This window comes from Bacillus sp. FSL R5-0709, assembly GCF_038004785.1.
Classification (GTDB): domain Bacteria; phylum Bacillota; class Bacilli; order Bacillales; family Bacillaceae_G; genus Bacillus_A; species Bacillus_A mycoides.
Window position 1 is genome coordinate 4,343,211 of sequence record NZ_JBBORT010000001.1, and the last position, 12,725, is coordinate 4,355,935.

Sequence of the window (12,725 nt, forward strand, 5' to 3'; positions counted from 1 at the left end):
GAATACAAGCTTCAATTTCGGTTAGCAACTCCAAGGTGTTCTTCACATATACCGCCTCATCAGGCTCTCACCGTCCCTGACTCGCTTTGGATTATAGTATATACTACTTTTCCTTATCATCGTCTTTCGTTTTGTTAAACTAAAATTAATGTACTACATTCGAGAGAAAGATGCAAGATGCCAGAAAATATATCAGCGATTTTTATAATATATCGACTTACCGACATTTTCCGACAATCGTGCCATAAAAAAATTGCCGGAATTAATCCGGCAATTTTTTTTACTTACGTAACTCCGCACCAAATTTCTCTTCTACCGCTGTTAATACACGGTTATGCGCTTCTGTTACTTCTTCGTCTGTTAATGTACGTTCTGCATCGAAGTAGTTCATAGAGAATGCAAGTGATTTCTTGCCTTCTTCCATTTTTTCACCTTCGTATAAGTCGAATAGTGCTACGTCTTTCAGAAGTTCTCCGCCAGCTTCAGCAATGACTTGCTTCATTTCACCAGCTTTTGTTTCTGTTGTTACTACAACAGCCATATCACGTGTCATAGATGGGAAACGTGGAATTGCTAAGTAGTAAGTTTCCTCAGCGTCTGCACCGAATACTTTTGCAAGAGATAATTCGAATACGAATGTATTTTTCACATCTAATTGTTTTTCTGTTTCCGGGTGCAATTGACCGATGAATCCGATTGCTTCACCATCTAATACGATGTCAGCTGTACGGCCTGGGTGCATACCTTCACGTTTTGCTGGTGCATAAGTGATTTGATTTGCCACGCCAAGTACGTCGAATAATCCTTCTAATACACCTTTAACAACGAAGAAGTCTACAACTTTCTTCTCACCTTGCCATGCATGGTGAAGAGCAAGACCTGTCATAACACCTGCAAGATGTTGTTCTTCTTTCGGAAGTTCTCCTGCTTCTGTTGGTAAGAAGATAGAACCTACTTCATATAATGCAACGCTGTCGTTTTTACGTGCAACATTGTATGAAACTGCTTCTAACAATTGTGGCACTAAGCTTAAACGAAGTTGGCTACGCTCTTCGCTCATTGGAAGCGCAAGATTTACAGGAGCTTTTTCGTTCGGCTCAACCATATATTGTTTCGCTTTGTCAGCGCTTGTTAATGAATATGTGATTGCTTCATATAAACCAGCACCTTCTAGGAAGCGGCGTACTTTACGACGTTTCGTTTGTGCTGATGTTAATTTACCACGTGTCATTGTTCCAGATGGTAATGTAACTGGAATGTGATCATAACCATACAGACGACCTACTTCTTCTACTAAGTCTTCTGAAATTGTAATGTCAGGGCGACGTGCTGGTACATTTACATGGAATGTTCCTTCTACTTCTGTGAATGGGAATTTCAGGTTTGTGAACATTGTACCCATTTCACTCGCAGAAATATCTGTACCTAATACACGGTTTACTTTTTCAGCTGTAACAGATACTGTACGTTCTTGTACTTGTAAGTTATCAGCTTCTACTACACCTTCAAGTGCTTCTCCACCAGCGTATTTTGCCATTAAAGCAGCTGCATGTTGAATTGCTTCAAATGTACGTGTTGGGTCGATTCCCTTTTCAAAACGTGCACTTGATTCGCTACGAAGACCTAAGTCTTTTGATGTACGGCGCACTGTTTGACCTGCAAAGTATGCAGACTCAATTAGAACGTTTACTGTCTCGCTATCAACTTCAGAATCCGCTCCGCCCATTACACCAGCAACAGCTAACGCTTTTGTGCCATTTGTAATTACAAGATGGTGGCTTTGTAACGTACGTTCTTGAGCATCTAATGTTTGAATCTTTTCGCCTTCTTTTGCAAGACGAACAACGATTTCTTTTGAACCTAATTTATCGTAATCGAATGCATGTAACGGTTGACCGTATTCCATTAAAATGTAGTTTGTAATATCAACTACATTACTAATTGGACGAATGCCAGCTGCCATAAGACGAGTTTGCATCCACATTGGTGATGGACCAATCTTTACGTTTTTAACCATTTTTGCAATATATAATGGGTTTTCTTCTTTCGCTTCTACACTTACAGAAATGTAATCAGAAGTTTTTTCTGCTGTTTCTTGTAAGTCGATAGCTGGAAGTTTTACTTCACGGCCGTAAATAGCAGCTACTTCATATGCAACACCTAACATGTTTAAGCAATCTGCACGGTTTGGTGTTAAACCAAGCTCAAGTACTTCATCATTTAAATTTAAAATTTCAAGTGCATCTGCACCAACTTCAGCATCACTTGGGAAGATGAAGATACCGTCTGCATATTCTTTCGCAACGAATTTCCCATCAATACCAAGCTCTTGAAGAGCACAAACCATACCGTGAGAAGCTTCCCCGCGTAGTTTTGCTTTTTTAATTTTGAAGTTACCAGGAAGTACAGCGCCAACTTTTGCAACTGGTACTTTTAAACCTTTTGCAATGTTAGCAGCTCCACAAATAATTTGAACCGGCTCTTCTTCACCGATATCGATTAAGCATTTGCTTAATTTATCAGCTTCTGGGTGTTTTTCACATTCTAATACGTGACCAACTACAACACCTTTTACACCTTTATTTAATACTTCAACACCTTCTACTTCAATACCACTTTTCGTGATTTTGTCTGCTAGTTCTTGTGCTGTTACATCTTTAATATCTACATACTCTTGTAACCAACGATATGATACGAACATATTTATCCTCTCCTTCCCTTACGCTCGTTTGAATTGTTGTAAGAAACGTACATCATTTGTATAGAAATGACGAATGTCATCTACGCCGTATTTCAACATTGCGATACGCTCTGCGCCCATACCGAATGCGAAACCTTGATATTCTTTTGAATCATAACCAGCCATTTCAAGTACGTTCGGGTGAACCATACCTGCTCCTAAAATTTCGATCCAGCCAGTCCCTTTACAAGTGCCACAACCTTTACCGTGACACATCATACAAGAAATATCCATCTCTACAGACGGCTCTGTGAATGGGAAGAAACTTGGACGAAGACGGATTTCACGATCTTCACCGAACATCTTTTTCACGAATACTTGCAGTGTACCTTTTAAGTCACTCATGCGAATGTTTTTATCAATTACAAGACCTTCAATTTGCATGAATTGGTGTGAATGCGTCGCATCATCGTCATCGCGGCGATACACTTTACCAGGACAAATAATTTTAATCGGTCCTTTTTCTTTATTCTTTTCCATCGTACGTGCTTGCACAGAAGATGTATGTGTACGTAGTAACGTTTCTTCTGTAATGTAGAATGTATCTTGCATATCACGCGCTGGGTGATCTTTCGGTAAGTTTAATGCTTCGAAGTTGTAGTAGTCTTTTTCTACTTCCGTCCCTTCAGCTACTTCATAACCCATACCGATGAATACATCTTCAATTTGTTCAACAACTGCTGTTAACGGATGGTGACAACCTGTTTCAACAGGACGACCTGGCAGTGTAACATCAATTGTTTCAGTAGCTAATTTCGCCTCAATTACTGCTTTTTCTAAGTTGCCAATTTTGTCTTCTAGACGCGTTTGAATCGCTTCACGTACTTCATTTACTAATGCTCCCATACGTGGACGCTCTTCTGCTGATAATTTTCCCATGCCGCGTAATACTTCTGTAATTGGACCTTTTTTCCCTAAATACGCTACGCGTACGTCGTTTAAGCCCTTTAGCTCTTTCGCTTCTTCAATAAGCTCTAACGCTTTTTGCTTTAGCTCTTTTAAACGTGCTTCCATTTGGAACCCTCCTAATTTTAAAAATAAAAAAACCCCGCTCCCAAAAAGGGACGAGGTAAATTCGCGGTACCACCCTAAATTGACAGAACAAGTCTGCCCACTCATTAGTTATAACGATCAATTCTGACCGGAACGCCTTTACATATAAATGGTCCTGGCGCCAACTCCAGAGGTGAATTCACTTCCATCTACCATAAGAATGCTTTCAGTCTACGGCACTCTCTCCCTATATGGCGATTTTGTAAGCTACTCTTCTCTATCAACGTTTTTCATTAATATACTTTTATTATATGTTCAAAAAAGTTCGATACTCATTTCACCACTTTTTTATGAACATGTACTTCAACTTATTATAAGAAGTTTTTTATCGATTCGCAACTGGGCTTTGTAAATAATACGTTAAAATCCCTGCTGCAACCGCAACATTTAATGATTCTGCCCCGCCGTAAATCGGAATATACAAGTTTTGATCACTTTTCGCCAGAATTTCTTGGCGTACGCCGCTTCCTTCATTCCCTACAATTAATGCAAAACTTCCAGCCGGGGTTACTTCACCAAATGGAACTCCATTTTCAAGAGCTGTTCCATATACAGGGACGTTATTTTCTTTTAACTTGTCTACCCATTCTTCTAAGTTCCCTTTTACAACCGGTAAGTGGAAAATAGAACCTTGTGTAGATCGTAGTACTTTACTATTATAAACATCAACGCACCCTTCTCCAAGCACAACGGCATGAATACCAGCTGCATCCGCTGTACGAATAATCGTTCCCAAATTACCTGGGTCTTGAAGGCCGTCTAATAAAAGAAATTTCCCATCAGTAAGAGCTACTTCTTTCTCATGTTTCTCACAAACAGCAAATACACCTTGCGTTGTTTCTGTTTCGCGGAGTACTTTTACAATTGCTTCAGGCACAATATACATTTCAACATCATTAACTGTCCAATCTTTCGGAAGATCTGTCTGATCTGAAACGATAAGTTCTGTTACAACTCCTGCCTTTAACGCTTCCTCTACTAAATGGAATCCTTCTACAAAAAATAAAGCTTTGTTATCGCGCTCTTTTTTCGTCTGCAGCTTTTTCCACTGCTTCACACGCGGGTTTTGTACTGAATCAATGTTTTTCATAATATGTATTTCCCTCTCTTCTTGTCTTATCATTATAGCCTATTTTTCATACATATTTACATAAAAAAGAACAAAAACTAACGTCAGTTTCAATTCTGAAGAAGAGGTGAAGATAATGAGTTTTAATTTACGCGGCGCGGTATTAGCGAATGTATCTGGAAATTCACAAGACCAATTACAAGAAACGATTGTCGATGCAATTCAAAGCGGTGAAGAAAAAATGCTTCCAGGTCTTGGCGTTTTATTCGAAGTCATTTGGAAAAATGCTGATGAAAATGAAAAACACGAAATGTTAGGAACACTGGAGCAAGGATTAAAAAAATAAGCAATAAAAGGTCACCTTAGAAAAAAAACTAAGGTGACCTTTTATGTCTATAAAATTTTTCTTCTCCTAAACATTTCTACTTTACTAACGCTACCCCGATGGAGTACAATGTTCAAAATACATTTAAACCGATCGATTTTTCTTCATATACATCATTGGATAAAAGGAGTGAATGTTTTATGCACCGTATTACGCTTGAACAAATTTTTAAACATCACATTACGCAAAAATATGTAAACCGTTCTGGAATGGTCCACGCGATTGCTGTCGCTTACCATGCGTTTCACTTAGCCAAAAAGCATCACGCCTCAGTCGATGCTGCGACAAAGGCTGGCTTCCTTCATGATATCGGGCATCATACGTGGTACACAGGCGGCGAATGGGACTATGACTTGTATAAAAAGAATGATATACATGCGATTAAAGGGGCAGAAAGATCTCATAAATTGCTTATTAGATTAGGAGAACATCCTAAACTAGCAAAAGAAATTTCTATTGCGATTCTTCTTCATACAGATTCTTTCTTAGTACAGCAAGAAATTGAAAGAACATCTCTTCAAAACATTATTAAATGGGCAGACGAAGCAGATGAAGAACCGGGCGGAGCGCACCATTATAGAACGATTTCTTATGAAAAAGCATTGAAAGCAATTCAGCAATTAGACCGATTGGTAGAGCGTGAATTACAAATAGAGCAAAAGAAATTGAATGACAAGGCAGAACATAGTTATCAATGAGAAAGAGGCATCACTATAGGGTGATACCTCTTTTATTATTTTGCGAAAAATACACCTTTGTATGTAATATTTAAATGTTACACTCAAAAGTAAAATACTTTATAATTAAATATACAAATATAAAGAGGTGGTTTTACAAATGCAACCCGCTACACAACTCTCTAATGAACAGAAATACTCTATGTCATGGGGACAATTTATTAGCTCCGTTTTATTCGCTTTTTTCGGAACCGGACTTATTACTGTGTTCCTCGCAATGCCCTTAACAATTTATACAGCCGGTCTTACAGATAAAAAACAAATTGCCCTGTATGAATCTATTGCAAATACTGCAAGTATCGTATTACAACTAGCCGTGTTGTTATTCTTTATTTTCAAATTCGAACCCGCAAAAAAATTACTACTAAAATCTTTTAACTTTAAAGTACTTAAAGAATGGCGTACATACGTATACTTACTTCTTTTCTTCGCTATAAACATTATACTCAATTACATCTTGTTAAATTATGTGTTCCAAGACGCAACAAAGCAGCAATCTTCCGCACTAAACTTAGACGTTTTTAAGCAGTATCAAATATTATTACTTCTCGGCTTCGCCATACTCACACCAATTTTTGAAGAACTTATTTTCCGTGGCTTTATACTTCGCTTCTTCTCAGAGCGCTTTCCATTTTGGATTGCAGCCATCATAACAAGCTTCTTCTTCGGTATCGCTCATACATACTCACTTGGAGTAATGGTAATTACTTTCTTCATGGGATTATTAATGGCTATTTTATGTAAAAAAACAAAATCCATTATTCCAGCTATGTTATTTCATATTATGAATAATATGTTGGCATTCTTGAGTTAAAAAGAGGTATCATCGCGATACCTCTTTCACTCTTTTATCACAACTTCAAACTCTTCTTCCGTTAACACTTTTCGGTAATTCGTTTTCTTTTCTCCCTCTTCACCAGAAGTTAGAACAGGCGTCAGAATAATTTTCGTTACACTATCTTCTAGTTTTTCAAATCGCCAATAACTATTTTTCGATAATGTAAGACCTGAGTCGGGTATTAACTCGTTTCCATCTTGATCTTTCGCGATAAATTTCACCTCTAATTTCGTTCCATTCAACATTTTATAATTCAACTTCGTAGATATAGGAGAAACTTTTAAATCTTCCACTTCTATTTTTTGACCATTTTCTAATTTAAAATGTTTATGGATTGGGATTGTTTTCGTTTCAGCTTTTAATTTGTCTCCAGATGCTTTGAAGGAAAAGCCCCATTCTCCTTTTATTGAGGTTTTATCTTTTAACGGCATAAGTCTTCTATATATAATTTGTATATCTAGTTCCCCATCCAATTCCATTGGCTTCATTTGTGAATCTTTCAAATTTGTAGTAGTAAAAAATGTGTATGTATAATCATTTACTCTTTGTTTACCTCCACCACCACTACCATTTAACTCTTTTCCATTTATATAAACATCTGGGTACGGTAAAAAAATATCTCCCAGATTAACACTGTTAGACTTAAACGTACTATTAACAATAATCTGCCCTTCATCTATCATCACTTCATCTAACCTTACTTCTACACCGTTATCATAAACTGTTTGTCCTATTGTCGTTTTATATTCTTTTAAAGGTTCCCCTCTACTGTTTACGTAGTCTTCCATTTTACTTCCGATTAACGGTATATCCGCAATCATCCTTCTCATATCTACAGTCATCATCATAATAAATAATGCCGCAGCCGATGTTACAATAGCTATATTACGTTTCGTATGACCTTTGTTCTTTCTTATCTTTTTGCTAATTCGCTTTTGTATTTTCTTTTTCTCTATATGAGTTAAGTTAACTTCTTTATATTCATTTTCATCAATTTTTAGATCATTTAACATTTCATACGGATCTTTCATTTCCTTCACCCCTTTTCTTATTTACTTCATTCGATTATGTAAAAATAATGCCCTTAGCTTCTTCCGGCCTCTCGACAGACGATTGTATATAAAAGAAGTTTTCATCCCCATTTTCTCTGCAATCTCTTCTACACTGTCTTCTTCAACGTAATGCTTCATAAAGATTTCTTTATCGTTCTTCTTTAAATGATCTAATATATGTTCCATATCATTACTAATTTCATTTTTAGTAGTATCGGTATGTACCGCTATTTCACCTATTTGATCTAATCCTTTTTCATTTACTGTCTTCGCATATTTCCTCGCATAATCGATAGATTTATATTTTGTAATAGCTGCAATCCAATTTTTTAAAGTATTTTTCTCCTCATCATACTTTTCAATATGATTCCAAATTGCCAATAACACATCATCCATGCATTCCTCTTGTACATCTTGAAAAGAGGCTAAATGCTTCTGAATAATACTTTTTATAAGTCCGCCGTACCGGTCGATAATAAAATATAATGCTTTTTCGTTCCTTTTCCGTAGTTGCATTGCAACGTTCTCTTCTTTAATTTTCATATGTCCCCTCCTCTCTAACGTTCTCTACATCTATTAATTCGTATCGTTGCTTCTCATTTCTATCAATTTATACATATTTATTAATAATATCCAAAATAAACCTCATGTAGTAAAATATAACTTAATTCACTTAAAGGAGTTTACATATGTTCAGTATTATTTGGATACTTTTTACGCCACTTCTCTTACTATGCGGGATTGCTGGTGGTATTTTTTTAATGGTAACAGGAATTAAATATCGGAAATTACTTGTTATCTTAATGGGGATTATTTGCTTTTCATTCGTTATAATGCCTTTTATTTTTTTGAACAAAGGGATCAATGGAGAGACCGTTCTCCACATTCCACCTGTCCTATATTGGATACTTTTCTCTCTAGCTGGTTTATTAGCAGGATTGAATGGGGTACGTTCAAAAATTAAGAGTATACGCAGCATGGGATTCATTATTTTCTCAATAGGACTGTTTGCAGCTATTTGCTATCAACTCATGTCCATGCCTGATTCATCTTTTATTCGTTAAGGGGTTATTACATATGGAATCTACCAACTTATTTATTTGGCTTATCTTAGCCCCTATTTTGTTATTATGTGAAGGCATCGTTGGCATTTTTTTAATTGCTGCCGGAATGAAATATCGAAAATCATTTATCGTTATAGCTGGTTTGATTAGCATATCGCTTATCGTTGTTCCTATCATTTGTATAGGTTTTGGAATAGATTTAGAGGGGATGGTTCCAATTTCAGGAACTTTATATTGGTGTTTCTTCTCTTTAGCTGGACTATTAGCTATTATAAGTGGAAGACAAATATCCAGCATTCGTGCTATGGGAACAATTTTGTTTATAACAGGGCTGTGCTCCGTAGCTGGTTATCATTTTTTATATCTCACTCTTTAAAAAGACAAAAAAGCAGGGAAATTAATTCCCTGCTTTTCTATTTGGTTTATTGCCTGATGGTAAGAAGAACGATAACACCCAAGCAATACCGGCTAATATTGTTGCAATTAAGAAGGCATCGTTAATACCGTTAATTGCAGATAGCTTTGAAATTTGTCCGAATAATAGTTGTGTACTCATCGCATCTCCTGCTTGAGCTGATCCGGCTAATGCCGCTAAGCTTTGGCCCATACCGTGTACTTTATCAACTAAAATCGGGTTTGACGTTGTTAACATATTGCCGTAATCCGCTACGTGAGCAGTAGTTTGTTGCGTCATAAGCGTGATTAATATCGCTGTTCCAATTGAACCAGCTACTTGTCTTGACGTATTTTGCGTTGCTGTACCGTGAGAAATTAATTTCATCGGCAGTGCATTCATACCAGCTGTCATAATTGGCATCATAATGAATGACATACCAATTGAGCGTATAATATAATCCGTCATAATAACGCTATACGGTGTATCCATCGATAACGTTGTAAATTTATATGTCGCAAATGTTGTAATGGCTAATCCGACAATTGCTAACGGACGAATACCATACTTATCAAATAGTTTACCTGCAACTGGTCCCATGATCCCCATAATTAATGATCCTGGAAGTAATAATAAACCAGATTCCATCGGTGTAAAACCGCGAATGTTTTGCAAGTATACTGGAAGTAATAACATACCTCCGAATAAGGCCATCGTTACAATCGCGTTAATTACTAATGTGAAAGTGAACGTCGGATATTTAAACACTTGTAAATCAAGCATTTTATTGTCTGTTGTTAACTCTCTCCAAATAAATACAGCTAAACCAATGACACCGATGATAAGTGTTATAACAACTTCTGCACTAGTCCAGCCATTATTTCCAGCTTCACTAAATCCGTACAGTAAGCTACCTAGTCCAATACTTGAACTAATAACACCGAATACATCTAACTTTGTTTTAGACACTGGCTGAGCTAGTGTAAAGAATTTAAAAGATAAGAACGTAATAATTAAACCGATAACAAACATCCCATAGAACATTAAGTTCCAGCTATAGTTTTCAATTACCCAACCTGTTACAGTTGGTCCGATAGCTGGTGCTAAAATCATCGCTACCCCAAGTAACCCCATAGCTGCTCCGCGTTTATTAGGCGGGAATAATGTCATGAAGATATTCATACCAACTGGCATTAAAATACCCGCACCAACCGCTTGAATAACGCGGCCCGTCATCATCATTGTAAAGTTTCCTGATGTAGCACAAATGATAGATCCTACAGTGAAGAATAACATTGCTGCTATGAATAATTTACGATACGTAAATCGTGAAACTAAAAATGCACTGATTGGTACTAAAATTCCATTTACAAGCATGAAGCCTGTAATTAACCATTGTGCTGTTGAAGTTGATACGTTAAATTCGTTCATTAATGGAGGCAATGCAACATTAATGATCGTTTGGTTTAAAATAGAAACGAACATACCGAGAATTAGTACAGCTACAACTGCCTTTACATTCACATTCTCTACCGGCAATTGTCTCTTCAGCATTTCTTTTTCCTGTTTTACTTGCTCTTGCTTCCCTGTTTCTAATTCCACTACGTTAGAAGCTTCTGTTTCTTGTTTTTGTTCAAGTTCTTTCTCTACTGTTTCTGCTTGACTTACTTCTATCTTACTTACGGCTGGGACTTGTTCTTCTCCCACATTCGTTTTTTTCTTTCGTAAAAGACGATTTATAAGGAAGAAGACGATTATACAAAATAGTGCATATCCTACAATTGCAATTGAGGACATCTCATCTCCCCCTTACTTATGAATACGAACTGACACATTCATTCCAGGAACAATATTTACTGATTTACTATGATCTAAAGAAATTTTAACTGGTACAACTTGCTTTACTTTCGTATAGTTCGCTGTTGAGTTACTTGATGGTAACATCGAGAATGTATTCGCCGTTGTTAATCCAACTTGTTCTACTTTTCCTGTTAACGTTGTATCTGGGTATGCATCTACATACACATCTACTGTTTGGCCTTTTTGAACATCATCAATATTTGTTTCTTCAATATTTGCTGTTACCCATAAATTGTTCATATCAAATGCATAAGCAATTGGGCTACCTGCCCCAACGAACGCATTAGTTGTTGCGTTTGATTGTACAACTGTTGCATTTTGTGGAATTGTTACATCTACTGTTTGCTCACCATTTGCTCCTGCTACAGTAACCGCACCTAATTTATCGTTCTCATTGTAGTTTTTTCCTACTTCAGCTTTCCAGTCTGTTAATTTACCTGCTGCTGGTGATGCAATTGGGATTACTTTCCCGTCAATCTTTGCATTTTCTGTTTTTAAATAGTTTTCTGTTTGATTGTAATAGTAATAACCGCCAATACCGCCGCCAACTAATACAATTAATGTGATAATGTTGATAATTACCATTCTTCGAAACTGATTCATTGCATTCCTCTCCTTATATCGCATATAATTTTTTCTAAACTATTTATATCCTTAGTGTTTATATTGTTTAATTGTTAATTATATTAACCTTTAAACAAAAAAAGCACACCTTTTACGACGCAAACTATGTTTTGTCTGCATCCTAGCGGTGCTGATTTCTAAAGGACTATCGTTTATAATTATAAATAATTATCCCGAATCTACAACCAACAATTTAAACCTATATGTTGTTTAAACAACATTACACTATACATGTGTTGTTTAAGGTTAAAAAATTAAACGAGGTGAAGTAAAAATGTCTATTAAAAATACAAATGATCCACGTGTAAAACGAACGAGACAACTCATACAGGATGCTTTTGTCGCTTTAGTAGGCGAAAAGGGCTTCGAAAATGTAACTGTGCAACATATCGCGGAACGCGCTCCTGTAAATCGTGCTACATTTTATAGCCATTACCATGATAAATATGATTTATTAGAAAAAAGCATAGAAGAAATGTTAGAAAAACTAGCTGCAGTAATTAAACCACAAAATCGAAATAAAGAAGATTTTCAGCTCACTTTTGATTCACCGCATCCAACTTTTTTAGCTTTGTTTGAGCATATCGCAGACAATACTAATTTCTATAACGTTATGCTCGGCGATAAGGCAGCTGGAAACTATTCTTATAAAATGATGAAAACAATTCAAACACATTTAACATTAAGCCTATCTATTTCCCAGCCAGATGATGAAGACCTTATGGTCCCTCGTGATATTCTTATTAGTTATGTTACAGGCGCTCATATCGGAATGATTATGTCATGGTTAAAAAGAGGCATGATTTATACCCCACATTTCATGGCAATGCAATTAACTCGCTTAATTATTTTAGGAGCTCATACTGCAGCAGGATTAGAAAGACCGTTTTAAAAATGAAAAAAGCGAAG

Annotated in this window: 13 protein-coding genes and 2 other annotated features (1 of these 15 only partly in view); of the genes, 6 read left to right on the plus strand and 7 right to left on the minus strand. The window is 36.4% G+C overall.

The window, feature by feature from the left end; genetic code table 11:
* Window positions 1-129, minus strand: a binding site (T-box leader); it reaches 123 nt to the left of the window's first position.
* Between the two features lie 151 nt (window positions 130-280).
* The 3 genes from pheT to MKX37_RS22235 form a co-directional block, all read right to left on the minus strand.
* Window positions 281-2,701: a phenylalanine--tRNA ligase subunit beta gene (gene pheT / locus MKX37_RS22225; RefSeq protein WP_002129337.1), complete on the minus strand. Its 2,421-nt coding sequence runs from the start codon at window positions 2,699-2,701 to the stop codon at window positions 281-283.
* 18 nt (window positions 2,702-2,719) lie between these two features.
* Window positions 2,720-3,754 carry a phenylalanine--tRNA ligase subunit alpha gene (gene pheS / locus MKX37_RS22230; RefSeq protein WP_002015457.1) on the minus strand — a complete coding sequence of 345 codons (1,035 nt, stop codon included), beginning with the start codon at window positions 3,752-3,754 and terminating at the stop codon, window positions 2,720-2,722.
* 43 nt (window positions 3,755-3,797) lie between these two features.
* Window positions 3,798-4,026: a binding site (T-box leader), on the minus strand.
* Window positions 4,027-4,118: 92 nt separating this feature from the next.
* Window positions 4,119-4,916 (minus strand): TrmH family RNA methyltransferase, encoded by a 798-nt coding sequence (locus MKX37_RS22235; RefSeq protein WP_002015458.1) that lies wholly within the window; start codon window positions 4,914-4,916, stop codon window positions 4,119-4,121.
* An 82-nt stretch (window positions 4,917-4,998) separates the two neighbouring features.
* Here MKX37_RS22235 and sspI point away from each other — a divergent pair, with 82 nt between their 5' ends.
* The 3 genes from sspI to MKX37_RS22250 all read left to right on the plus strand — a co-directional run bounded on the left by sspI (window position 4,999) and on the right by MKX37_RS22250 (window position 6,798).
* On the plus strand, window positions 4,999-5,208 hold the full coding sequence (sspI, locus tag MKX37_RS22240) for a small acid-soluble spore protein SspI (protein ID WP_000009511.1): 210 nt from the start codon (window positions 4,999-5,001) through the stop codon (window positions 5,206-5,208).
* Window positions 5,209-5,387: 179 nt separating this feature from the next.
* Complete coding sequence (locus tag MKX37_RS22245) at window positions 5,388-5,945, plus strand: HD domain-containing protein (protein WP_002129339.1); 558 nt, start codon at window positions 5,388-5,390, stop codon at window positions 5,943-5,945.
* Window positions 5,946-6,084: 139 nt separating this feature from the next.
* Window positions 6,085-6,798: a CPBP family intramembrane glutamic endopeptidase gene (locus tag MKX37_RS22250; RefSeq protein ID WP_002167594.1), complete on the plus strand. Its 714-nt coding sequence runs from the start codon at window positions 6,085-6,087 to the stop codon at window positions 6,796-6,798.
* Between the two features lie 26 nt (window positions 6,799-6,824).
* Here the strand turns inward: MKX37_RS22250 and MKX37_RS22255 are convergent, their stop codons facing one another.
* On the minus strand, window positions 6,825-7,853 hold the full coding sequence (locus MKX37_RS22255) for a DUF4179 domain-containing protein (RefSeq protein ID WP_016127522.1): 1,029 nt from the start codon (window positions 7,851-7,853) through the stop codon (window positions 6,825-6,827).
* Between the two features lie 21 nt (window positions 7,854-7,874).
* Window positions 7,875-8,417, minus strand: coding sequence for a sigma-70 family RNA polymerase sigma factor (locus tag MKX37_RS22260; RefSeq protein WP_002129342.1), 543 nt, complete (start codon window positions 8,415-8,417; stop codon window positions 7,875-7,877).
* A gap of 146 nt (window positions 8,418-8,563) precedes the next feature.
* Between MKX37_RS22260 and MKX37_RS22265 the strand changes: the two genes are divergently transcribed.
* Both MKX37_RS22265 and MKX37_RS22270 read left to right on the plus strand, forming a co-directional pair.
* Complete coding sequence (locus tag MKX37_RS22265) at window positions 8,564-8,938, plus strand: ammonia permease (protein WP_078421842.1); 375 nt, start codon at window positions 8,564-8,566, stop codon at window positions 8,936-8,938.
* Window positions 8,939-8,951: 13 nt separating this feature from the next.
* Window positions 8,952-9,314 (plus strand): hypothetical protein, encoded by a 363-nt coding sequence (locus MKX37_RS22270; RefSeq protein ID WP_002129343.1) that lies wholly within the window; start codon window positions 8,952-8,954, stop codon window positions 9,312-9,314.
* 21 nt (window positions 9,315-9,335) lie between these two features.
* Here the strand turns inward: MKX37_RS22270 and MKX37_RS22275 are convergent, their stop codons facing one another.
* Both MKX37_RS22275 and MKX37_RS22280 read right to left on the minus strand, forming a co-directional pair.
* Window positions 9,336-11,129 carry a DHA2 family efflux MFS transporter permease subunit gene (locus MKX37_RS22275; RefSeq protein WP_002129344.1) on the minus strand — a complete coding sequence of 598 codons (1,794 nt, stop codon included), beginning with the start codon at window positions 11,127-11,129 and terminating at the stop codon, window positions 9,336-9,338.
* A gap of 12 nt (window positions 11,130-11,141) precedes the next feature.
* Window positions 11,142-11,795, minus strand: a complete 654-nt coding sequence (locus tag MKX37_RS22280; protein WP_002129345.1) for an HlyD family secretion protein — start codon at window positions 11,793-11,795, stop codon at window positions 11,142-11,144.
* Window positions 11,796-12,090: 295 nt separating this feature from the next.
* Here MKX37_RS22280 and MKX37_RS22285 point away from each other — a divergent pair, with 295 nt between their 5' ends.
* The gene (locus MKX37_RS22285; protein ID WP_002015467.1) at window positions 12,091-12,708 is read left to right on the plus strand and encodes a TetR/AcrR family transcriptional regulator; all 618 of its coding nucleotides are present in this window, start codon (window positions 12,091-12,093) and stop codon (window positions 12,706-12,708) included.
* Window positions 12,709-12,725: the final 17 nt, after the last annotated feature.